This window comes from Microbacterium sp. ANT_H45B, from assembly GCF_008369345.1.
Classification (GTDB): Bacteria; Actinomycetota; Actinomycetes; order Actinomycetales; family Microbacteriaceae; genus Microbacterium.
Genome location: NZ_VOBK01000003.1, coordinates 361,641 through 384,696, shown reverse-complemented (window position 1 = coordinate 384,696; position 23,056 = coordinate 361,641). Strand labels below are relative to the sequence as shown.

The 23,056-nt window shown below is 66.5% G+C and carries 19 protein-coding genes and 2 pseudogenes; 13 read left to right on the top strand and 8 right to left on the bottom strand.

Annotated elements, in window-relative coordinates:
- Positions 1 to 92: 92 nt before the first annotated feature.
- Genes FQ142_RS14020 through FQ142_RS14010 form a run of 3 tightly spaced genes read left to right on the top strand, consistent with a single transcriptional unit; the run spans position 93 to position 2,726 of the window.
- Positions 93 to 779, top strand: coding sequence for an ABC-three component system protein (locus FQ142_RS14020; protein WP_149423786.1), 687 nt, complete (start codon positions 93 to 95; stop codon positions 777 to 779).
- Positions 772 to 1,002: an ABC-three component system middle component 6 gene (locus FQ142_RS14015; protein ID WP_149423785.1), complete on the top strand. Its 231-nt coding sequence runs from the start codon at positions 772 to 774 to the stop codon at positions 1,000 to 1,002. Before FQ142_RS14020 ends, FQ142_RS14015 begins: the two co-directional genes overlap by 8 nt.
- Complete coding sequence (locus FQ142_RS14010) at positions 1,002 to 2,726, top strand: DUF2326 domain-containing protein (protein WP_149423784.1); 1,725 nt, start codon at positions 1,002 to 1,004, stop codon at positions 2,724 to 2,726. The genes FQ142_RS14015 and FQ142_RS14010 overlap by 1 nt, the downstream gene beginning before the upstream one ends.
- 82 nt (positions 2,727 to 2,808) lie before the next feature.
- Here the strand turns inward: FQ142_RS14010 and FQ142_RS14005 are convergent, their stop codons facing one another.
- Complete coding sequence (locus FQ142_RS14005; RefSeq protein ID WP_149423783.1) at positions 2,809 to 4,026, bottom strand: hypothetical protein; 1,218 nt, start codon at positions 4,024 to 4,026, stop codon at positions 2,809 to 2,811.
- Positions 4,027 to 4,484: 458 nt separating this feature from the next.
- Here FQ142_RS14005 and FQ142_RS14000 point away from each other — a divergent pair.
- Positions 4,485 to 5,275 (top strand): annotated as a pseudogene (locus FQ142_RS14000) (IS30 family transposase); the annotation flags it as partial.
- Positions 5,276 to 5,309: 34 nt separating this feature from the next.
- On the opposite strand, the pseudogene FQ142_RS13995 reads toward FQ142_RS14000, so the two are convergent.
- The 3 genes and pseudogenes from FQ142_RS13995 to FQ142_RS13985 form a co-directional block, all read right to left on the bottom strand.
- Positions 5,310 to 5,540, bottom strand: a pseudogene (locus FQ142_RS13995) (IS3 family transposase); the annotation flags it as partial.
- A gap of 279 nt (positions 5,541 to 5,819) precedes the next feature.
- Positions 5,820 to 7,169: an MFS transporter gene (locus FQ142_RS13990; protein WP_149423782.1), complete on the bottom strand. Its 1,350-nt coding sequence runs from the start codon at positions 7,167 to 7,169 to the stop codon at positions 5,820 to 5,822.
- A 191-nt stretch (positions 7,170 to 7,360) separates the two neighbouring features.
- On the bottom strand, positions 7,361 to 8,320 hold the full coding sequence (locus FQ142_RS13985) for a LacI family DNA-binding transcriptional regulator (RefSeq protein WP_149423781.1): 960 nt from the start codon (positions 8,318 to 8,320) through the stop codon (positions 7,361 to 7,363).
- 273 nt (positions 8,321 to 8,593) lie between these two features.
- Here FQ142_RS13985 and FQ142_RS13980 point away from each other — a divergent pair, with 273 nt between their 5' ends.
- The 6 genes from FQ142_RS13980 to FQ142_RS13955 all read left to right on the top strand — a co-directional run bounded on the left by FQ142_RS13980 (position 8,594) and on the right by FQ142_RS13955 (position 17,057).
- Positions 8,594 to 11,011, top strand: coding sequence for a glycoside hydrolase family 78 protein (locus FQ142_RS13980; protein ID WP_262492159.1), 2,418 nt, complete (start codon positions 8,594 to 8,596; stop codon positions 11,009 to 11,011).
- Positions 11,008 to 13,257, top strand: a complete 2,250-nt coding sequence (locus FQ142_RS13975) for a glycoside hydrolase family 3 C-terminal domain-containing protein (protein WP_149423779.1) — start codon at positions 11,008 to 11,010, stop codon at positions 13,255 to 13,257. Before FQ142_RS13980 ends, FQ142_RS13975 begins: the two co-directional genes overlap by 4 nt.
- A 46-nt stretch (positions 13,258 to 13,303) precedes the next feature.
- A complete protein-coding gene (locus tag FQ142_RS13970; protein ID WP_149423778.1) occupies positions 13,304 to 14,074 on the top strand; it encodes an SDR family NAD(P)-dependent oxidoreductase in 771 nt (256 codons plus the stop codon).
- Positions 14,075 to 14,909: 835 nt separating this feature from the next.
- The gene (locus FQ142_RS13965) at positions 14,910 to 15,461 is read left to right on the top strand and encodes a hypothetical protein (RefSeq protein WP_149423777.1); all 552 of its coding nucleotides are present in this window, start codon (positions 14,910 to 14,912) and stop codon (positions 15,459 to 15,461) included.
- Positions 15,462 to 15,585: 124 nt separating this feature from the next.
- Positions 15,586 to 16,419, top strand: coding sequence for a class I SAM-dependent methyltransferase (locus tag FQ142_RS13960; protein ID WP_262492158.1), 834 nt, complete (start codon positions 15,586 to 15,588; stop codon positions 16,417 to 16,419).
- 56 nt (positions 16,420 to 16,475) lie between these two features.
- The gene (locus tag FQ142_RS13955; RefSeq protein ID WP_149423776.1) at positions 16,476 to 17,057 is read left to right on the top strand and encodes a putative glycolipid-binding domain-containing protein; all 582 of its coding nucleotides are present in this window, start codon (positions 16,476 to 16,478) and stop codon (positions 17,055 to 17,057) included.
- Between the two features lie 38 nt (positions 17,058 to 17,095).
- Here the strand turns inward: FQ142_RS13955 and FQ142_RS13950 are convergent, their stop codons facing one another.
- Positions 17,096 to 17,479, bottom strand: a complete 384-nt coding sequence (locus FQ142_RS13950; RefSeq protein ID WP_149423775.1) for a hypothetical protein — start codon at positions 17,477 to 17,479, stop codon at positions 17,096 to 17,098.
- A gap of 251 nt (positions 17,480 to 17,730) precedes the next feature.
- Between FQ142_RS13950 and FQ142_RS13945 the strand changes: the two genes are divergently transcribed.
- Positions 17,731 to 19,341, top strand: a complete 1,611-nt coding sequence (locus FQ142_RS13945) for an Ig-like domain-containing protein (RefSeq protein WP_149423774.1) — start codon at positions 17,731 to 17,733, stop codon at positions 19,339 to 19,341.
- Positions 19,342 to 19,439: 98 nt separating this feature from the next.
- Here the strand turns inward: FQ142_RS13945 and FQ142_RS13940 are convergent, their stop codons facing one another.
- Entirely contained in the window at positions 19,440 to 19,997 is a 558-nt protein-coding gene (locus FQ142_RS13940) for a small multidrug efflux protein (RefSeq protein WP_149423773.1), read from the bottom strand.
- A 154-nt stretch (positions 19,998 to 20,151) separates the two neighbouring features.
- Here FQ142_RS13940 and FQ142_RS13935 point away from each other — a divergent pair, with 154 nt between their 5' ends.
- Together FQ142_RS13935 and FQ142_RS13930 are read left to right on the top strand one after the other, a co-directional pair.
- Positions 20,152 to 21,372 (top strand): sensor histidine kinase, encoded by a 1,221-nt coding sequence (locus FQ142_RS13935; RefSeq protein WP_149423772.1) that lies wholly within the window; start codon positions 20,152 to 20,154, stop codon positions 21,370 to 21,372.
- Positions 21,369 to 21,971, top strand: coding sequence for a response regulator transcription factor (locus tag FQ142_RS13930; protein WP_056412617.1), 603 nt, complete (start codon positions 21,369 to 21,371; stop codon positions 21,969 to 21,971). The genes FQ142_RS13935 and FQ142_RS13930 overlap by 4 nt, the downstream gene beginning before the upstream one ends.
- Before the next feature lie 6 nt (positions 21,972 to 21,977).
- Here FQ142_RS13930 and FQ142_RS13925 read toward each other — a convergent pair whose 3' ends face one another.
- Both FQ142_RS13925 and FQ142_RS13920 read right to left on the bottom strand, forming a co-directional pair.
- Positions 21,978 to 22,697, bottom strand: a complete 720-nt coding sequence (locus tag FQ142_RS13925) for a cation transporter (protein WP_410477444.1) — start codon at positions 22,695 to 22,697, stop codon at positions 21,978 to 21,980.
- Entirely contained in the window at positions 22,685 to 23,017 is a 333-nt protein-coding gene (locus tag FQ142_RS13920; protein WP_149423771.1) for an ArsR/SmtB family transcription factor, read from the bottom strand. Before FQ142_RS13920 ends, FQ142_RS13925 begins: the two co-directional genes overlap by 13 nt.
- Positions 23,018 to 23,056 lie beyond the last annotated feature (39 nt).

Genomic DNA, 23,056 nt, shown 5'->3' with positions numbered 1-23,056 from the left:
CTTCTCTGCGGGATCGAGTTCCGCCGGCCCAAGAGAAGGTGGTCATCGCTCGAAGCGGAAATAAGTGTGGCTACCCCGGGTGCGGTCTCGACTTGACGATCGACCCGAAGACAGAAGGCGACCGCCCCAAAGCGATCGGCAAGGTCGCCCACATCGCTGCCGCCAGCCCAGGTGGCCCGCGCTACGATCCGCGGATGACTTCGGCGGAGCGAGGCTCTGCCGAGAATTTGATGTATCTTTGCGGACCGCACCATGACGCGGTCGATACCCAACTGGGGCACCACACACGGGAATTCCTCGTGGAAGCCAAACTGGCTCATGAGGCGGCAGTGGAGCGTGCGGTGCGGAGCGCCCTTGGCGACGTGACATATGAGGAACTCACCGTGGTGTGCACAGTCATCGCCAGTCAGCCGGCCCCGCCTCAGCGCCTTGGTGTGGAGCTTGCGCTTCCGTTGCAGGAGAAGATCGATCTGAACCGGCTCGGACCTACGTCGGTGCAGCGAATCACTGATGGTCTGTCACAGGCATCTCGGGTGGAGGCCTTCATCGGGTTCCAGAACTCAGTCAAACCCTCGTTCGGGCGTAGCCTGGTTGCACGGTTCAAGAGCGACTACTACGCGGCGCGGGCCGAGAACCTCGAGCCGGACGGTGTCTTCGACTACCTCGTGGAAACGGCTGTCGAGCATGCCGGACCCCGAGACACCCAACAGATACGCGCGGCGTCACTGGCCGTTATCGCGTACCTCTTCGAGATCTGCGAGATCTTCGAACGTGAGTGACTTCTTCCCCGACAAGTTCACGCCGATGGACCGCACGGTGGTCGGCGAGGCAGCCGCCTTGCTGGCGTTACTCGCAGACCGAAGTATGAGCGTCGGCCAACTTTACGTTGAGCGCGGTAAGTCGTCGGTAGCGTCGACTTACGACACCTTCGTCGCAGCCCTGACCCTCCTTTATGGGGCGGGCGCGCTCGAGTACCAGGACCAGATGGTGAGGGCAAGTTAGTGTTCATCCGCTTAAGTGTGAATCAGGATGATGTTACGCCCATCGACTTCCAGCCGGGCTTCAACGCGATCATCGCCGAGCGCGCACATGACTCGACCGATCAGGACAGCCGAAACGCGCGGGGCAAATCGACAATGCTCATGCTGATGAACTACGTTCTCGCTGGCAGTCTGCACAAAAGCCTGCGTCCGCTCGCCGATGACGGTTGGGAGGTGACGTTGACGCTGAGGATGTTCGGCGGCACCGTCGCGGCTACCCGGTCCCTGGCCAGCGGGCGGCGGCTAACGATCTTTGCTGATGGCTCGGCGCGCGAGATGATCACGCCATGGTTGACCGAAGGTGAGATCACACTCGATAGCTGGAAGGCTCTGCTCGGCCTTGCGCTGTTTCGCTTGGAGCCGGCTGCGGAGGACGAAACGGGGGGACTGTCAGTTCGCACTCTGCTGTCGTATGTGATCCGTACGGACACTCCGCGCGATCCATTCAAGGTCATTCCGCAGCAGGGTGCGACTAGCAGCCGCGAGCATGTCGCGTTCCTCCTCGGCCTTGACTGGCAGGTGATTCACGAGCTTGCCAACGTGAAGAAGGGCCTGGATCAACTAAAGGTCATCACGGCGGCCACCAAGGAGGGGCTCGTCGCATCGCTCCGCCCAGAGGAGGAGCTCGCACTCGATCGGGCGGCACTCAAGAACGAGGCCGACGAGTGGCGTGCACGTATCTCCGGATTCCGCATTCTTGAGGACCCCAACTCCCTTGTCGCACGTGCGGACCTTCTGACTGCGGAGATTAGCCGCCTCCGCGATGCAGCTGTCGTCGACCGACGTATGCACGATCTGTACGTGGCCTCGCTTGCGGAATCGACGGATGTCGACGAAGAGTCAGTATCCGTCGAGGATCTATTAAGTGCGGCCGGAGTGATCCTCGCAGACGGCTTCAAGCGCCAAGTCAGCGAGGTTCGGGACTTCCATGCGACACTGCTCGCGAACCGCCGCCAGTTCCTTAGTGTCGAGATTGAGAACCTCGATGCGCGTATCCAAAGACGCGCGGACGAACTCACCCGGCTCGACGAGCAGCGTGACGCGGCGCTACGTACCCTCGACGCGGGCGGCGCTCTCGACGAACTCAATGCGATGCGCGGCGAACTCAGCGACATTGAGGCGCGAATGGCCGCGCTGGATCTTCAGATCGAGCAGGCCCGCGAACTCGTGACCCGCCGCGAAGAACTCAAACTCGTGCAGTCCACCAAGAGGAGTGAAGCCACACGTGATCTGACGACGTCGCGCGAAAAGCTCGATCGGATTAGCGATCGCTTCAGCCAGAAGATGCGCCAGCTCTACGGCAAGGACGCCGCGCTCACGGTGTCCGTCGATGACGCCGGATATAAATTCACCATCAGCGCTTCCGGTTCAGGAAGCACAGGCGTCGATCGCATGATCCTGTTCTGCTTCGACCTTACGATGCTCGAAGAAGGGATCATCACCAATCACCACCCCGACTTCCTGGTGCACGACTCGTCCGTTTTCGACGGCGTTGATCCGCGTCAGCGGGCGGGAGCGCTCCACTTTGCACAGGCCATGGTGGAGTCCACCGGGGGACAGTACATCTGCACGATCAACAGCAACGACGTGCCGGACGAGGTTCTCGAACAGGAGTGGTTCAAGACCGGCATCGTGCGCACGATCCTCGACACCGAGACGGGTGGCTTGCTGGGGCGAGAGTTTTAGCGAGGCCGGTTGAGCGCGTGGCTGGTGCGTCAGTAGCAGCGGGAGCGCTCACTAGCTCGAAGGTTGTCGTAGCAATGAGTGATCAGGGGCGGGATTGCCCAAAGTTGGGAACAGAGTTCATGAGCCGCTGATTGACGTGCTCGGTGAGGATCCAACTGGCTGCCGCTGAGGGGGTGACGGCCTCGTGGACTCCGATGGCGGGCTGCCGCCCTGCGATGCGGTGGATGTCGGTAGTACCGTGCCCGAGACCCAGGACGACTTCAATGCCGCGTTTCGTGAGCACCTCGGCCGCGTCCAGGATGTGGTTGCAGTCGATCGGCAGCGGCGGTCGATCGTAACTGAATCCGCCGCGGAAGAGGAGGACGACATCGACATCGGGGTTGCTCGCGTGAGCGAGGCTCATTAGCGCCTCGGCCTGGACGGAACCGGGGCGACGACCCTGCTCAGAAACGGTGCGAGCGAACGAGCACTGCAATTGAACGCCTGCCCGCGCAAGCGTAATCTCCACGTCTGCCTCGGTCTGCCCTCCGGAGCGTGGGCCGATGGCCCGGACTTGGATCGGATCTCGCTCAAGGTTCACGTAGCCCCAGTCATCGGGGGAGTTCGCGCCAGCATCGATGCTTATTGATCCACCGGGGTAACGAGTGAAGTAGAGGGCTGCGACATACCTGTTAAACGCCCGTCGTTGCCCCCAGGAAGGGCGGGTCCAACTGGGGGCGGCGATAGGCGGGGTGGTGTCGTAGAGATATCGCTGGATCCAGTGATCCGTTTGCGCGGTCGTCCACCAGAACAAGTCGGGGCGGCCGTTGTCGTGATCGATGCCGAGGCGATAGCGCAGTCGGCGCCCGATGATGCGCAGTTGCCCGGGGCTGCGATGGTCAGGCACATCGCGTGGTGGAACGAAGGGATCTAGATGCCGGAACGGTACATCCGCAGGCCAGTCGTGCTGCACGCCGAGCCAGCCCTCGCCGTTGGAGAGTAGTCGCAGCCCGACCTGGACCGCGGAGGGCCAGCCTCCAATACTCTCGCTGAACTCATCGGAGACAAGTTCCTGGACGTTCTCCACTGCAGCGAGTTGCTTCTCGTCGTAAAACCCGAGTGTCACTTCGAGACCTTGGCCGTACCTCCTAGCGCGGGTGCCGGGCCCGACAGAACCAAAGCTGAGCACCTCAGCGGTTAGTAGGGCGCGCCCCGCGTTGCGCGCCGCGACGACCTTCTCGTCGTCACCGGGAGTGGCGACGAGCCTGTGTGCGGTTTCGACGACGCAGCTTGCGATGGAGTAGCTGGGTCCGCTTGTCACATTGCCTCCAGATTCTGTGACTATCGAATGAGCTTGTCAGAGAATTCTGTTCGCATTATCGGGTGTCCGGTAGCGATCACTTACAGTTGCCGTCAACGTGGGTGAGACAGATCGTCTCCCCCGCGAGAAGATAGTTCCTCGTGATTCCGCGGATCGCCGATCTCACGTTGCGCCAAGTTTCGTGAGATCGGACATTGTCCTGTCTCACCGGATCTGTAGAAATCTCATCTACCTGTAGAACGTCGCACGGGAGTTGTAGATTCGCACCCGAGTTGTAGATCGGCGGCGTGTTGCCGGTTCCGCGCCGAACGGCGGAGTAACTTGCCGGACAAGTCAGGACCCGCACCGCGGAACACCTCCACGGACACCGGGTCCGAACGGAGTCCGCAATGACGCTGACCACCAACTGGCTTCAGGCGATCGATGGAACGAACGCCCTGGCGGCCACAATTCGATACTCGCGGCAGCCGAAGCTCCTCGTCAACGACGCTCTTCTTTCTTACGTGCAGGCGAAACTGAAGACGAAGTGGTCGCCGCAACAAATTAGCCACCGGCTGATCAAGGACTTCCCGGCCACTCCGGAGATGCGCGTGAGCAGCGAGACGATCTAACAGGGAATCTACGTTCATGCTCGCGGCGAGCTCAAGCGCACCCTCGGGCAGCAACTGCGTCGCGGACGGGTTGCCCGGAAACCACACAGGCTTTCCGACACTCGCCGCCCGCGATTCGTTGACCCGATGAACTCCATCAGCAAACGACCACCCGTCGTGGACTCGCGCGACGTCCCGGGGTATTGGGAGGGTGACCTCATCATCGGCGCACTCGGCGGCTCCGCGATGGCAACGCTGGTCGAGCGCTCCACACGCTTCGTCATGCTCGGCCATCTCGGACGGGAACGCACAGCGGAAGCAGTTCGCGACTCCCTCATCACGACCGTCCGCAACCTTCCGACCTCCCTGCGAGGCACCCTGACCTGGGACCAACGAGCGGAGATGGCCGAGCACCGCGCGTTCAGCACCGCCACGAACTTTGACGTCTACTTCGCCGACGCAGGTTCACCCTGGCAGGCGGCAGCAACGAGAACACCAACGGCCTACTCCGCCAATACTTCCCGAAAGGCACCGACCTCGCCGCGCACAGCATCGACTACCTCCTCGCCGTCGCCCATGAACTCAACGGCCGGCCCCGCAAATCGTTCGACTGGGACACCCCCGCCGAACGAATGACTGTTTTACTGAAGACCTCATAATCACGAGTGTTGCGACGACTGCTGGAATCTAAGCAGTCCAATGCTCGGTGATATCGGTCAACCACAGCTGGTCCGGACTTGTCGCAGTGAAGTCGCGGAGCACGAGATCGTCATGCACCGGAGGCCCCGCTTTCCGGTTCAGGCCGCGCTTCTTCGAGAACACAGACCACAGTTTCTGTTCAGAGCACAGCCGCCACACGCGCCGCTCGGACGCTGCCAGCCCGGCCTCGGCTTCGATCACGTCAGAGATGAATCGATACCCGAACGTGTAGAGACCTCCGGCGAAGTACGCCCCGTGCGATCCGGATGGCGCTTCAGCCGTCCGAGGCTCGGCCAGCATCGCATCGTGGGGCAGGTCGACGGGGACCCGGGAACCGGCCGCTGCGGTCTGAACGGTCCAGCCGTGCGAGAAATGGAGCTTGCTCATTCGTGCGTGCTTGCCGTGTGGTGTGGAAGCGGACTCTGGAGGGGAGGCGGTGGACCGGTCAGGACGTGAGCTGTCAGGTCCACCGACGCTGTAGAGCGGCTCAGGGCTGGTGCCCGGTCAGCGCGTTCCCCGGATCCGGAGGATGACGAAACCTCCGGCAACGACCACTGCGGCGGCGAGGAAGAACAGGAGCGAGTAGTTCTTGTCTCCTCCTGCGGCGACGCCGATGCCGACGAAGAGTGGGGCGATGAGGGGCGCGATCGACTGCGGGATGGTTGCTGCGAACGAGATGATCCCCATGTACCGTCCCGCGTCCGTCTCGCGCTCGGGAAGGATGTCCAAGAGGAGAGCCTGGTCGACTGCGGAGAAGATGCCGATGCCGAGGGCGGTGAGTGCGCCTCCGATGTAGAGCATCTCGATGCCGGGGGCGAGACCCGTCACGACTGCGCCTCCGGCGTAGATCAGCGCAGAGACGAGGACGAAGATGCGCCGGCGACGGAACTTGTCGGAGAGGAAGCCGCCGCCCAGCGCGCCGAGCGTCGTAGCCACGAGGCCGATGAGCGAGAGGGGCACGAGCACGCCGGCGACCTCTTGCAGCGTGACGCCCAGCCGCTGAGCGAAGAAGTACGCGGTGAAGGTCGTGCTCAACGCGAGACCGAAATAGAAGAGGAAGCGCCCGAGCCAGTTCCAGGCATAGTCCTTGTGCTTGCGCGGGTTGAAGAAGAATTTGCTCGCGATGACAGCAAGACTGAGACGTCCGTTCAGGGCCATCTCGCGACTGTCCGCCTCCTTGATGAAGACCACGAAAGCCAGTGTCAGCACAACGCCGATGGCACCCGGGACCAGGAACAGCAGCAGGTTGTCGCCCGCGAAGGCACCCGCGATTCCCACACCCAGTGCCGGTGCGACCTGCGTCGCGAAGCCGCCGAGACCGGCGACCTTGCCACGCTGCTCCGGGGAGAGCCTGTCTGCGGTGCTCGTCTGGACTCCTGCGAGTGCGCCGGCGCCCCAGCCGATCTGGGTCAGGATCCACCCCAGCGCGAGGGCCGGAAGCGTCGTCGCGGTCGCCATGATGAACAGGGCGACGGTTCCGACGACGACTCCGCTCAGGATGAAGGGACGCCGGCGACCGAAACGAGACTTGGTCCGGTCGCTGAGCATGCCCAAGAGGGGTGTGGCGATCACCGACGCCAAGGCTCCGAGGCCGGTCACGTAGCCCAGCACCTCTTCCTGCCCTGGTGCGAGCTGGGAGACCTTGATGGCCAGCGAGATGGCGATCGGGGTGATGAAGGCGACGAAAATGCCGAACTGTGCGAGCACGACGAGCCAGATGTACTTCTTGCCGACGGGCTTCTGCGCGAGCAGGGGTGCTGTCTTCAGCGAGAATTCCTCCGCGATGGACGCCTGAGGAATGGGGTACGGCACGGGGGGCGTCTGGGACTCGGGTCCCTCGAAGCTGTTAGTCATGAGACTCCATTGTCGGTTTGGGTGCGCTAGCGCGCGCTACTGGAGGACAATACCTCGTAGAACTAGCGCGCGCAACTAGCCCTTCCACAGAGAGTTTCCGTGATGGACCTCTCGAGCATCAGGGCCCGATTCAGAGCGTCTGCTCGCCTCCTGGTGTCACCGGAGTGCGGTGCGCACCGCGGCGAAGCGGGTCAGGAGGATTCGCGCTCGACGAGGGACACCTGTTGCTCGGGTGCGGTGCTGGGTGCGGGTTGGCCTTTGGCGGCGGCGAGGGCCAGCTGTGCGAAATAGCGACCAAGGCCGGCGTCGTCGACGTGCACGGAGGTGAGCGCGGGCAGGAACATCTGTGCCAGCGGCGAGTCGTCGTGACCGACGACCGCGAGGTCGGACGGGACGGCGAGTCCGAGCCGGATCGCGGCTCCGACGACCAGCGCGGCGATGTCGTCGTTGTATGCCACGACTCCGGTGACCCCTGCTCGGTGCCATTGATCGACCTGCGCCATCACGCCTTCCGCTTCGATATCGATTCGCTCGAGGCTGAGCATCCCTCGTGCACGTGCCGTCGCCTCGGCGACTGCGAAGCGCGACGAGACGAGCTCGCCGAGGCGCGGATCGGGAGAGGCCGCGAAGGCGACTCGGCGGTGTCCCCGCGCGAGAAGGTGCTCGATCTGGAGTCGAGGCCCCTTGCTGAAGGAGAGCTCGACGCGTTCGGCGCCGTCCTCGGGGGCGGGGATCACGACGGGCACACCGGCCGCGCGGATCTCCTCGAACCGCTCGGGCGTGAAGGGCATCATCCCCATGACGACGTCGGGCTGCAGCGTTTCCCACAGCGGCCGCGCCTTGCCCCCGGCATGCGGGGTCATGGTCACCAGTGAGTAGCTGGCCTCGTCGAGAGCGATCGACGCCTCGTCGACGTGGCGGCGCATGCTGTACTCCATGGGCCAGTCGGGCAGCACCAGGAGGATGATCCGACTTCGGCCGCTCGCCAATGCTTGCGCCGCAAGGTGCGGGCGGTAGCCCAGGCGCCGAGCGGCTTCGAGGACCCGGGTTCTCGTCGCCTCGGAGATCGTCTGGCCAGGAGTGTCGTTGAGCACGAAGCCGACGGTCGCGCGCGAAACGCCTACGGCGCGCGCGATGTCCGCAGCGGTCACTCTCTTATCCGCCGTCACCATACCTGTCATGTCGCCTCGTCCCATTCGCGGACAAGCCTACGGCTTGTCCGCGCTAGCCGCTCCGACGGAGGCGACTGGCGGGACGCCCTCGAGGTTGCGCGTGCTAGCGAACCGAAGTAACCTCGTGTCACTAGCTCGCGCTAGCGCCGGTTTCTGTTGACAATGGAGTCCCACCTCATGCCCGTTCCCTGGTCTGCCGTCTTCATCACCCCTCTCTCCGCTACCGGGGACGCTGGCGAACCTGCGTCCTACATGCGGCGCGAGTTCGACGTCACCGAGCTTCCCGTGCGAGCGACGCTGCGAAGCACCGCAGTCGGCCTGATCGAGCCGCATCTGAACGGTGACGTCGTTGGCGACGAGGTCCTCGCGCCTGGCTGGACTTCGTACCGGCACCGCCTCGTGGTCAGCAGCCACGACGTCACCGAGCTCGTCGTCACCGGCGTCAACGCCGTCGGCGCTGTGCTGGGGGAGGGCTGGGCGCTGGGTCGGCTGGGGTGGGAGGAGAAGCGCCGTCACTACTCCGACCGGCCCGCCGCCTGGCTGCAGCTCGAGCTCGAGTATGCCGATGGCCGTACCGAGGTCGTCGGTAGCGGCTCGGACTTCCGTGCGTCGACCGGCGGTGTGCGCGCGAACAGCATCTACGACGGCGAGGAGTATGACGCCCGCCTCGAGCCGTCCGGCTGGGACAGCGCCGGCTTTGACGATTCGACATGGGGCGCCGTCGAGTCTTTCGACTGGCCTCTCGACTCGTTGGTCGAGCCGATCGCGCCTCCGATCCGGCGGATCGAGGAGCTGGCGCCAGTGGAGATCCTGATCACCCCCGCCGGCCGAACCGTGGTCGACTTCGGTCAGAACATCTCGGGCTGGGTGCGTCTCACCGTCGAGGGGCCGGCCGGTACCACCGTCACGCTGCGCCACTCCGAGGTGATGATCGGGGGCGAGGCCGACTTCGAGACGATTCGCACCGCTGCCGCCACCGACCGATACACGCTGCGCGGTGAGGGCGCGGAGACCTGGGAGCCGAGGTTCACGTTCCATGGGTTCCGCTACGTGGAGGTCGACGGCTGGCCCGGTGAGCTGGACGCGTCCGCTCTGCGCGCCATCGTCGTGCACTCCGACATGAATCGCACCGGCTGGCTCGAGACGTCCGAGCCATTGCTCAATCAACTGCACTCGAACACCGTGTGGTCGATGCGCGACAACTTCGTCGGCGTCCCCACCGACTGCCCGCAGCGGGACGAGCGCCTGGGCTGGACGGGCGACATCAACGCCTTCGCGCCGACCGCGGCATTCCTCTACGACGTGCGCGGGGTGCTCGGTTCCTGGCTTCGAGACCTCGCCGTCGAGCAGGCTGAGAAGGGGTTCGTCCCCTGGGTCGTACCCGATGTGCTCTCCACCCCCTCTTCACCGACCGCGCTCTGGAGCGACGTCGCCGTCAGCCTGCCGTGGGCGCTCTACCGCGAATACGGTGACGAGCAGATTCTCGCCGACGCCTATGACTCGATGACGGCGTTCATCCGGCAGGTCGCGGGCCTGCTCGACGAGAACGGGCTGTGGAGCACGGGCTTCCAGTACGGTGACTGGCTCGACCCGGACGCGCCGCTAGACAACCCTGCCGGCGGCAAGACCGACCGACACCTCGTCGCCGCCGCCTACCTCTGCCGCACGACGCGTGAGATGGCTGCAACTGCCTCCGTCCTCGGCCGCACTGCTGATGCCGAAGAGTTCCGTGCCCTCGCGGAGCGGGTGCATGGTGCGTTCCGTGCCGAGTTCGTCACGAGCACAGGACGTGTGGTGAATGAGACCGCGACCGCCTATGCCCTCGCCATCACCTTCGACCTCCTCGACGACGCGCAGAGAATGCACGCCGGGGATCGTCTCGCCGACATCGTCGCACTCGCCGGCTACCGGATCTCGACCGGGTTCGCCGGGACACCGCTCGTCACCGACGCTCTCTCCGCTACCGGCCACCTCGATGAGGCGTATCTCCTGTTGCTGGAGACGGGCTGTCCCTCATTCCTCTACCCGGTGACGATGGGTGCAACGACCATCTGGGAGCGCTGGGACTCCATCCGCCCCGACGGCACCATCAACCCCTCGGGGATGACATCGCTCAACCACTACGCGCTCGGCGCCGTCGTCGATTGGATGCACCGCACCATCGGCGGCCTCACTGCACTCGAGCCGGGCTACCGACGGATGCGCATCGCGCCCCTGCCGGGTGGAGGACTCACCTCGGCAAGCCTGCGTCACACCACCGTGCACGGCGAGGTCCGCGTCGCCTGGCGTCTCGAAGACGGCACCGTCACCGTCGACGTGAGCATTCCCGAGGGCACCAGCGCCGAGATCGTGCTCCCGCTGAGCGTCGGCGGCGACCGTGTCGAGGTCGCGGCGGGAGAACACCACTGGAGCTACGACGTGGATGAGGCCGCCGGACCCGGGTCGTTCGATCTCGATTCGACCCTGGGCGAGGTCGCCGGTGACGCCGCGGCGTGGCGGCGGTTCACCGAGGTCTTCACTCGCTACTTCCCGGGCGTTCCGCTCGACGGACGCGCTCCGGAGGCTGCAGGCATGTCCATCCGCACCCTGCTCGATTACCTTCCTGGCGCCTCGGATGAGCTCCGCGGCGACCTGACCACCTCTCTCACCTCGACCGGAGCCTCCGCATGACCCACGACATCAGCACCCTCACTCTCGAGCAAAAAGCATCGCTCCTCTCCGGCCAGGACTTCTGGATGACGAAGGCGATCGATGAGGCGGGCATCCCCGCGATCATGCTCACCGACGGTCCGCACGGTGTCCGAAAGCAGGACGGCGCCGCCGACCATCTCGGCATCAACGGCGCGCTCCCCTCGACCTGCTTCCCGCCCGCAGCCGCGGTCGGCTCGAGCTGGGACCCGGAGGTTGCAGCGCAACTCGGCGCGGCCGTCGGGCGCGAGGCGCTCGCGCTCGGGGTATCCGTCGTCCTGGGCCCGGGCGTCAACATCAAGCGCTCCCCACTCTGCGGCCGCAACTTCGAGTACTACTCCGAGGACCCCCTCCTTTCGGGAGTCCTCGGCGCCGCTCATGTCGCTGCGATGCAGGAGGTCGGGCCGGGCGCATCCGTCAAGCACTTCGCCGCGAACAACCAGGAGCACGAGCGGATGCGCATCAGTGCCGACGTCGACGAGCGGACACTTCGCGAGATCTACCTCCCTGCCTTCGAGCGGGTGGTGAAGGAGTCGGCCCCGGCGACCGTGATGGCGTCCTACAACAAGGTCAATGGCGTCTACGCGTCCCACAACCCCTGGCTGTTGACCGACGTCCTGCGCGGCGATTGGGGCTTCGAAGGCGCCGTCGTCTCGGACTGGGGCGCGGTCAGTGACCGCGTCGCGGGCGTCGCCGCAGGCATGGACCTCGAAATGCCGGGAAGCGGAGGCACGACGGACCAGCAGATCGTCGACGCCGTGCGCTCCGGCCGCCTCTCCGAGGACGCCGTCGACACCGCGGTGCGCCGCGTCCTCGCACTCACCGAGCTGTCGCGCGAGGCGACAGGGGAGTTCGACGTCGATGCCCACCACGCCCTCGCACGGACGCTCGCGGCCGACTCGGTCGTGCTGCTCAAGAACGACGACGACGCGCTGCCGATCCGTCCGACGGGTCGGATCGCGGTCATCGGCGCTTTCGCGCTCGAGCCCCGGTTCCAGGGCGGTGGCAGCTCACACCTCAATCCCACCCGCGTTGACGTGCCTCTCGATTCGATCCGGGAGCGAGCAGCCGAGCATGGCATCGCGGTCGAGCACGCCTCGGGCTTCGCGCTCGGTGAAGACCCGGAGACGGATGCTCGACGCGCCGAAGCGGTCGAGGTCGCCTCGCGCGCTGACGTGGCGATCGTATTCGCAGGGCTCAGCGACAGTGAGGAGTCGGAGGGCTTCGACCGGACCCATCTCGACCTGCCCCGGACGCAGATCGACCTCATCCGGGCGGTGGCCGCAACCTCGGCACGAACCGTCGTGGTGCTGTCCAACGGCGGCGTCGTCTCGCTCGAGGGCTGGCACGACGACGTCGACGCGGTCCTCGAGGGATGGCTCCTCGGACAGGCCGGCGGAGCGGCCATCGCCGACGTGCTCTTCGGCGTCGTGAACCCCTCCGGACACCTCGCCGAGACGATCCCGCTTAAGCTCCAGGACAACCCGAGCTGGAACAACTTCCCCGGCGAGCAGGGGCATGTGCGCTATGGCGAGGGGGTCATGGTCGGCTACCGTCACTACGAGACCGCGGGCGCCGCCGTGCGCTATCCGTTCGGGCATGGACTGAGCTACACGAGCTTCCGCACGACGAAGCTGGACGTGGCCTCGATGAGCGACGACTCTGTCCGCGTGTCGGTCACTGCCGAGAACACCGGATCGGTCGCAGGCAAGCATGTCGTCCAGGTCTACGTCGCCTCCCAGGCAGGACCCGTGCGCCGGCCCGCCCGCGAACTGCGGGCTTTCACGAAGGTCGCGCTCGAACCCGGTGAATCACGCACCGTCGAGTTCGAGCTCGACCGCCGCGCTTTCGCCTACTGGGACATCGAGCTCTCGACGTGGGTGGTTCCCGCCGGCGACTACGCGATCCAGATCGGCGAGAACGTCTCCGACATCGTCGCCGAGGAGTCGATCACACTCACTGGAGACACCATCGTGCGAGTGCTGACCTTGGACTCCACCGTCGGAGAGTGGTTCGCTCACCCCACGGTCGGGCCCGCGATCATGCAGGGGCTGGCTGGGGGGATGTCTGCGGAGCAGTCGGCTGAAGCAGAGGCGAACAGCGATGCGCTCCGGATGGTCGAATCGATGCCGATGCAGCAGTTCCTCGCTTTCATCGGCAACGCCATCCCGACGGAGACGCTCGAGCAGCTCATGGCTCTCAGCGCGGGTGAACCCGCAAACGCGTGACCAGACGGACGACTACCAGCGCACCCCTCGATTGAACGGAATCTTCATGCCTCGCCTCGAAAGCAAGTCCATCATCGTCACCGGTGCTGCCTCCGGCATCGGGCGCGGCACGGCGCTGCGTCTTCTCGACGAAGGTGCACGAGTCGCCGCCCTGGACCTGAGCGGCGACTCGCTCATCGCTCTCGCCGACAGCGTGCCCGCGGAGCAGCGGGATCGCCTGTTCACCCACCGCGTCGACATCTCCGATGAGAAGTCGGTGACGGCGGCCGTTGCCGCTGTTCTCGCCGAGTTCGGATCGCTCGACGCGCTGGTTAACGCAGCCGGCATCCTCTTCGGCGACCACACCCACGAGGTCACGCTGGATCGGTGGAACACGATCATCAACGTCAACCTCACCGGGACGTTCCTGGTCACCCGCGAAGCTCTGCCGAGCCTGACGGCGAAGCCGGGAGCCGTGATCATCAACTTCGCCTCGACGTCTGCGTTCTTCGCCCACCCCTACATGGCCGCATACTCCGCGTCCAAGGGTGCCATCGCAGCGTTCACCCACTCCATCGCGCTCGAGTACGCCAAACAGGGGCTGCGAGCAGTCAGCGTCGTGCCCGGAGGTATCACGAGCGGCATCACCAGCACCACCGCCCAGAACCTTCCGGCGGACACCGACTGGTCCCTGTTCACCAACCTCCAGGCCCGCCTCGGCGATGGCTCTCAGGGCACGCCGGAGAACGTCTCGGGAATCATCGCCACGTTGATCTCTGACGACGGGGCCTTCATCACTGGAACCGAAATTCGCATCGACGGTGGCGCCCACATGTGACCGGGAGCTGATCTCGGTTCCGCCGGGGTTCCAGTTCGACCGCGAGCAGACCGGTGGCGCCGCCGCGTATTGCAGTGCTGTGAAATGTCCGTAGTTCGTTAGTGCCAGCTGGGCGAGCTGTTCGATAGTGGGCTCGCATCCGTCGACGAGGACTTTCGGCGACGGAGTGACAGCATTGACCAAGACTACGGTGGCGTAGAGACTCGGTCACATGACTGGTGACCGACTGGCACGCCTCAGTCTTCGTTTCGACGCGATCTATTGCCTCGTCCTTGGCCTGGTTGTCGCGGGTACAGCTCCCCTCACCGCGAACGGAGTGGCGCTGTCTTCTCCGCTTCTCGTCGTCGTCGGAGGTGCGACCTTGTTCTGGGGTGCGTGCGTTTGGTGGGCGTCATGCCAGCGTCCGATCCGGACGAGCGCACGAGTGGTGATGGTTGCGAATATCGCCGCCAGCTGGGGGTTAGCAATGACGAGTCGCTTTGCCGTTAACCATCGCCGATTTCCGACAAGTTTCGTGAGACAACCGGCAGTTTCGGCGGCGCACCCCTCACCCGTCTTTCCGGAGATGCCCTGTCTCACCAACCGACAACTCTCGTGAGATCGGACAGTCGGACACGATCGTGCGGGTCACGAGATGCGCGACCGCCGCCTCGGCTGTTCTGTCCTAGTCACCGGTACGATCGCGGCAATGCCGAGTTCGCGAACGATGAGGTCGATCACGCGGTTCGGCTGAATGAGGAGGAACGCATGCCCGAGGCAACGTCGTGACGGGGGCGATATGACAGTGGGGGATGTATCCCGCCTCGCATCGGCCGGCGAACCCGCGGATCTGGGGTTGCACGTTGCGCTGGGTCTCGCCCTTGTCATCGCGATCGTCTCTCTCGCCGTCGTTCTCGTCCATGCCTGTGTCGCTGCCGTGCTGCGACCGCCGCGACCGCTCGCCGAGACGTCTGTCCTCGGACGGCACGTCGTCGGCCTCGCGCGGACAACCGTGGCGTTCCTCGGATTCTTCGGCGGGATTCTGCTCACGACGATCATCGCCACCGGAAGTGACTTCTATGCGACCCGGAGTGGAAGCGTCGAGCTGCTGAACCACCTGTGGTCGATGTTCGTCGGTCTCGTCGGTGTGGTGGCATATGGCTTCTGGCTGCGGGTGGCTCTGGACCTGGTGCGCTTGGGCACCCGACGGAGGCTTGCGGCAGTCGACTGGTGCTATCGACGGTGGCTGTCCCGCGCAGAGTTCCCCGTGCTCGGACGCGCACTCCGCGCGTTCTCGCGATGGGTCGTGCGGGGCCCCTGGTGGGGTCGATCTTGCTCACCTTCTATCTCGCGCCCGCGTTCCTGGTCGCAAGCGCTGTGGTGGTTGCACAGTCGGTCTTGCCCATGACCTCACGATGAGAGCAGGTGCGCCGGGGCGGAGTGATCGACGCGATGGACTCACACCAGGCGGGCGGCGCGCTCACGCGGCGAAGGCTGTCACCGAGATCGAGTCGGTATGTCAGACTCGCAGCGTGACGGCGGACGAGCAGACCGAGGACCCCACGATGCGTGGCGATCTCGGCAGCGACCTCGAAGGAATCGACGTGGATCTTCTCGCGCGACTCGAAGCGGCGCACGCTGACGCGCAGATGGTCGGATGGGACTTCTCGCGGCTGGATGGCGCGCTGACCTCCGACAGCCCCTGGTGGGACTTCGAGGCCGACTGTCTGCACGCGCTGCGCGACTCCCGCGTCGGAGCCGTGGATCTGGGGACCGGCGGCGGCGAGCGGCTGTCCGCGTTGCTGGACTCGCTGGCAGATGGGTCTTTTCGCCCGCCTCAGGTCATAGCGACCGAGGGATGGCCGCCCAATGTTCCCGAAGCACGAGCACGCCTCATGCCCCGTCGCGTGAGAGTGCTGCAGTACGACTCGGAGGCCGGCGATCCCCTCGACCTTCCCGACCGGAGTCAGGACGTGGTGATGTCCCGTCACGAGTCCTACGACCCGGCCGAGATCGCACGGGTGCTGGTCTCGGGCGGTAGGTTCCTGACGCAGCAGGTGGATGGCTTCGACGCCCCCGAGATCCATGAGTGGTTCGGGGGCGAGTACCTTCACTCCGACGTCACTGTGGACGCGCAGGCAGAGGCCCTTCGGGACGCAGGGATGCGGATCGACCAGGTCGACCACTGGGAAGGGACGATGCGGTTCAGGGATGCTGTCGCCCTCGTCACCTACATCGGCCTCGTGCCGTGGGACGCACCGGGGTTCGCCGTGCGATCGCATGCTCGGCGTCTCTCCGACCTGCAGGCTGCAGCTCCGATCACCGTCACTCAGCGCAGGTTCCGCATCTACGCGACGAAGCTGTAGCGGGCGTGCCGCACGCGTGACGGAGATCGGCAGCCCGCGAGCGATAGATTCCGTTGATGAGACTGACGACACCACCCGGTGGCGCGAGCTGGAACCACGCAGGAGCAAGGGACGGATTCGAGATCGCCTTCTTCCAGGCCCTGAGCACCGGGCATCGTGTGAGCGGACACACCACCGCGCACGAGTCCTCTGCGCTGTGGTCGGTCGGCTACGACGTGAGCGTGGACCGCTCGTGGACAACGGTGGCGGTGCAGGCGTCCAGCCTCACGAACACGGGGAGGAGTGAGGTGACGCTGGCGCGCGACGACGCGGGGCGGTGGACCGTGAACGGCGAGCCGCGACCTGAGCTCGATGGGTGTGTCGACGTGGATTTCGAGTCGTCCGCCGTGACGAACACGCTCCCGGTTCATCGTCTCGACTTCTTCGAGGGAGTCGGCGTCGACGTGCCGGCCGCCTTCGTCCGGGCCGAGGACCTGCGCGTCGAACGACTCGAACAGCGCTACACGTTGATCAACGCCGGCCCGGAGCAGATCCTGTTCCACTATGAGTCATCGACTTTCGAGTTCGCGTGCGATCTGCGGTACGACAGGTCGGGGCTCATCCTCGAGTATCCGGGGATCGCGATCCGAGAGGGCTGACCAGGCGCACCTCGCACCGCATGTCTGCACCGAACGGGTCAGAGGAACAGCGGAACCAGCGACACGATCAGACCGAACGCGCCGACGGCGGTGAAGACGATCCCGAGTGTCCGCACGACGCGACGGAAGTGCGGTGGTTCGCCGATCCGGGCCCTCGTCGGGTCGTTCGCGCTGACGACGCCGGTCGTCCAGCCCACGGTCGGCGGCTCACCGGATCGTAGCCGCCTCTCGCGGAAGTGCTCGCCGGCGAACCAGCGGGCGAGAACTTCGCCGTCGCGCTCGACGACGGCGATCTCGATCGGCAGCCACGGCCCTTCGACGATGCGGATGAGCATCGCCAGGATCAGCAGCGGCAGCCCTGTTCCCATACCGATCCACGACAGCACCTCGGCGACGAGCGCGAGAGTGTCGAGGGGGTGCATGACTTCATCGTAAAGGCGTCTTGCGGCATCCGATCTCGTCGCGTGGCGACATCGTCGTCACGATTCCCTCGTGCCCGAGCGGCCTCTCACCACACGGCGCGCACAGCGCCTCGATACGTGCTGTGCCGGAATACCGCATACGTATTCCGAGATGCGCGTAATGGGAGGCCCCTTTCCTGATCTCTTAGGAGGACCACGACTGGGAGTGGTCCGAGTAGATGCAGAAGATGATGACTGGGGAGTGTGATGTCGTGCGTGCACGCAGAACGATGAGCGGCGACGAGACGTCGGAGAGACGGATCGAGAACGGGGCGGGGGCCGTATCGCCGAGGCGACGCGTCGTCGCGATCGTGGTGGCGATGCTCATGGGCATCGCGGGTCTGCTCGGGGGCGCGCTGCCGGCGGCTGCCGCGCCGACGGTGACCTACCCGGGTGCGATCTCGAACGTGGTGCTCGAGGGGCAGAACGGGGGCGGCCCGCTCGAGCAGTGGCAGACCGTGAGGATCTCGGGGGACTGGAGCGTGCCGGAGGGGGCGCACGCCGGGGAGACCTTCGGGATGACCCTGCCCGCCGAGTTCAGCCGTCAGTCCGCGGGCACGTTCGACATCCTCGACCCGGAGACGAACGAGGTCATGGCGACGTGCGTCGTCGCGGCCGGCCAGGGGCCTGAGATGGTGTGTACCCTCACCGACGCGGTCGAGGGCAAGGAAGACGTCGGAGGCGCCTTCTGGATGCAGGCCAGAGCATCGCAGTCCACGACCAACGAGACGGTCGATTTCGACCTGGGCGACACGATCGAGATCGTCGACCTTCCCGGAGACGGCGGCATCGTGCCCGCCAACCCCACGGAGCAGGCGAAGCCCTACAAGTTCGGTGGCCAGACCACCACCGACGGGCGGCTGAAGTGGGTCGTCGGCGTGCCGAGCGGATACGTCACCGACGGATCCTTCACGATCGCCGACACCCTCGACGGCACCCACAGCGCGCATCACTACACGGGCGAGGTGCTGCTGCGGCAGCAGGCGGTGGAGAACGGACAGCTCGTGGGTGGTTGGACCGTTCTCGGTCCCGAGCGCTACCAGGCGGTGTTCGCCGACGACGGAGGCTCCTTCCGATTCACAGCATCCGGGCTCCCGGCCAGCGGCTTCGCCTACGAGCTGATCTACTACACGCAGGCCGACGGTCCGGTGGCGCCGGGCGACGTCTTCGGCAACAAGGCGGTCGTGAACACCTTCGAGACGTCCGCCACGCACACCGTCACCGAGACCGGCGGAGGGGGCGGAACGGGCGTCGATTTCACCCGGTTCTCGATCACGAAGCAGCTCACCGGCCCGCTGGCAGAGGCCGCGCGCTCGGCGACATACACCGTGCGGTACTCCGTGAAGGGCTCCGAGGCTCCCGCCACGACGATGACGGTGCCGGTCGGCGAATCCGTCGCCAGCACGAGGGCGCCCCTCGGGTCGACCTTCGTGATCGAGGAGGTCGACCTGCCGAGCATCGAGGGCATCACCTGGGGCTCCTGGACGATCACCGGTGAGGGCGTCGTCGACGTCGGCAACGGAACCTTCGAGGTCACGCCGTCGTCGAAAGCGGGGGTGGCGCTGACACTCACCAACACCGCGAATCCGGTGACGCCGCCGCCGTCCGTTCCGCCGACGACGCCCCCGCCGTCTGTGCCGCCGACTGTGCCCCCGACCCCGACGCCGCCTCCGGGCGTGCGGACTCCGCCTCCCGGCGGGCTGGCGCTGACCGGAGGCGAGATCGGGTTCGGGTTCCTGGCGCTCGCCGTCGCGTTGATCGCGGGTGGCGGCATCGCCGCCGGCGTCGCGGCCCGGCGCCGTGCGAGCGCCGAACAGCTCTGAGCAGACGAGACACAGACGACACGAGGCGGTCACCGAAGGGTGACCGCCTCGTGTCGTGTGCCGTGCGCAGTCCCACCCGGAGGCGGGCAGCCGACGGATCAGCGGATCGCGGAGACCGCGCCGCCGACGATGACGGCGACGATCGTCGTCCAACCGATGATCGCCACGGCCTGCCAGATGAGGATGCGTGCCTTGCCGATGCCGGAGGCGGCGAGCATCGTCGCGGTGAAGTGCGTCGGCAGCAGCAGCGGACCGAGCAGGCTGACGCCCGGCACGCCGTAGCGCTCGAACGCACGCTGGAACTTCTCGCGGCGGGCGCTGCCGCGGTCGGTGGCGCCGGCGGCGGAGGCGGTCTCCGAGACACCGCCTCCGACGCTGCCCGCGCCGCCTGCGGCGACCGCCTCCCGGCTCCGCGTGCGCTTCACGATCGCCGAGCGGGCACCGGAGCCGGCGATGACGAGGACCGCGACGCAGAGGAAGTTGCCCACGATCGCGGCGATCGCGGCGACCACCGGATGGATGCCGCCGATGATGCCGATCGACACCGCCCCCTCGCCCTCGATGAACGGGATCGCGCCGGCGAGCGCGATGATGAGCGGCTGGATGAGCTCGGGCACCTGGGCGACGAAGCCCTGGAACGTCTCGATGAGGTTCATGGATCTCTCCCGTTGGTCTGTGCGCCGGTCTCTCCGCCGCGATGAGTACAGTCCATCGCGCATCGTGCGTCGACGGCAGTGTCGAGTCGTCACCGCTTTCCGGGTGGTTCGCCTGCGGCATCCATGACATCTGTCACGCCCGTATCGTGGGGGCATGAGCCCCTCCTCCCGCCCGGTCGATCCGCTCGTCGATCCCCCTCCCGGTCAGCGGCAGCTCGCCCGCGGCATCACCGCGACCTGGTGGTACACGTTCTCGGCCGTGGTCCTCCTCGAGCTGTTCCTCGTGCTGGTGTGGGCGGTGCAAGCGCTGGCGGCACCCGGCCCCGGTGTCGGGTGGATCGTGGTGGGCGTCGGCGGACTCGTCTGGTGGCTGTCGACGATCGTGCTGCTGTGGGCCTACCGGCATCGGGTCGACGCCGAGCCCGGCATCGCGTGGACGCGCATCGCCCCGCCGCTGCTGATCGCGGTCGTCTACGGGGTGGTCGCCGGGGTGGTGGTCGACAGCTGGTTGCTCGCGCTGATGCCGGTCGCGCAATCGGTGGTGCTGCTCAACTGGCCCAAGGGCATCCGGCTCCGGGTCGTGGCGCTGATGACCGCCCTGCTCGTGGGCGCCGCGTTCGTCGACGGAGCGAGGGGAGCGGTCCAGCCGGGAGGGCCGGGGTGGATCGCCGCGTTCTACGCGATCCTCATCCCGGCGATGTCGGTGAGCTCGCTCTGGTGGTGGGACGTTCTCGTCACCCTCGACCGCGCGCGGGCCTCGGAGGCGCGTCTCGCCGCGACCCAGGAGCGCCTGCGCGTCGCCACCGACGTGCACGACCTGCAGGGTCACCACCTACAGGTGATCGCCCTGCAGCTCGAGCTCGCCGAGCGCTTGCTGCCCCTCGACCCTGATGCCGCCCTCGAGCAGTTGCGGGCCGCGCGGGTGAGTGTCGACGAGGCGCGCCAGGGCACGCGCGACCTCGCGACCCGGTTCCGTTCGGTGCCCCTCGGCGACGAGGTGGCGAATGCCCGCGATCTGCTCGCGGCCGCCGGTCTCCAGGTGCAGGCGGAGATCGCCCCGGATGCCGATGACGCGCCGTCCTCGGCTCTGGGGCCCGTCATCCGGGAGACCACGACGAATGTGCTGCGCCATGGAGCGGGCGGGCACGCGCGTCTCGCCCTGGGGCGCGCGCCCGAGGGCTGGCGGTACGAGGTGGCGAACGACGTCGGCGCGGATGCCGTGGTGCAGCCGATCGGCTCCGGGCTGGACGGCGTCAGGCGGCGCATCGCGGAGGCCGGTGGCACACTGGAGATCCGCGACGATGAGGGGGAGTTCGTCGTGGTCGTGACGGTGCCCGCAGCGAGGGCGGCATCCGACGAGAGGGCGATGCGATGATCCGGGTGCTGCTCGCCGATGACGAGGGGATGATCCGCTCCGCGCTCGCCGCGCTGCTGCGACTCGAGGGGGACATCGAGGTCGTCGCCGAGTGCGTCGACGGCGAGGAGGCCCTCGCCCGGGCGCTGGAGCTGAAGCCCGACGTGTGCCTGCTCGACCTCGAGATGCCCGGACTCGACGGAGTCGAGGTCGCCGAGAAGCTCGGCAGGGCGATCGCCACGCGGTGCGTGGTCGTCACCCGCCACGCGCGCCCCGGAGTGCTGCGGCGCGCCCTCGCCTCGGGCGTCTCGGGGTTCCTGCCGAAGTCGCGGGGCGCCGACCAGGTCGCCGACGTGATCCGCCGCGTCGCCGCGGGCGCGCGGTATGTCGACCCCGAGATCGCCGCCGACGCGCTCAGCGACGAGCGCTCGCCGCTGACCGATCGTGAGCTCGATGTGCTGCGCGCGGGGCGCCGCGGTGAGACCACGGGGCAGATCGCCCGGAGCCTCTCGCTCGCCCCCGGCACTGTGCGCAACCACATCTCCGCGGTGCTGGCGAAGCTCGGGGTCGGCACGCGGCAGCAGGCGGTGCTGATGGCCGAGGCGCGCGGCTGGATCTGAGTCGCGTCAGCGGTGCGCGCGGCCGTCGTGGTCGTGATCGCCGTCGTGGTCGTGGTCGTGATCGCCGTCGTGATCGTCCTCGAGGATCATGCCGACCGAGGTGGCGCACGCGTCCCCGCGCCAGGCCTCCAAGCCCTCCCGCACGGCGAAGACCGCGATCACGAGTCCTGCGACCGCATCCGCCCACCACCATCCGAACAGGCTGTTGAGGGCCAGCCCGACCAGCACCGCAGCCGACAGATAGGTGCAGATCAGTGTCTGCATCGAGTCGGCGACGGCGGTGGCCGAGCCGATCTCGCGGCCCGCCCGCCTCTCGGCGAGCGACACGATCGGCATGATCGCCACGCTCAGAGCGGTGAGCACGAGACCGACCGTGCTGTGCTCCGGTCGTTCCCCGCCGATCAGCGCCCACAGCGAGGTCGCCGTGACGTAGGCAGCGAGCGCGAAGAACGCGACCGCGATCACCCGCAGCGTGGGCTTCTCCCACCGTTCGGGGTCGCGCCGGGTGAACTGCCACGCGACGGCGGCGGCCGAGAGCACCTCGATGCTCGAGTCCAACCCGAAGCCGATCAGGGCGGCGGAGGAGGCGACGGAGCCTGCGGCGATCGCCACGACGGCTTCGATGAGGTTGTAGACGATGGTGAACGCGACGATGAGACGGATGCGGCGCTGCAGCCGTGCTCGTCGGTCGGGGCTGATCGCGAGGGTCGACATCAGCAGGTGCATCCGTCGGAGTCGCAGCAGTCGGGCTCGACGATCAGCATCACGCGCATCAGCTCGTCCAGCGCCGGGGCGAGGTGCGGGTCGGCGAGCTGATAGCGGCTGCGGCGTCCGTCGGGGATCCCCTCCACGAGACCGCATCCGCGCAGGCATGCCAGATGATTCGAGAGGAGCTGGCGGCTGACTCCGAGCTCGTCGGCGAGATCGGAGGGGTAGGCCGGAGTCTCGCGGAGCGCCAGGAGGATCGCCGCCCTCGTCGGATCAGAGAGGGCATGCCCGAGGCGAGCCACGGCGGCGGTGTGGGTGGGGGAGGCGGTCAGCGTCACACGCCAACTGTACACAAAATGCTGAACTCAGCGGATCGT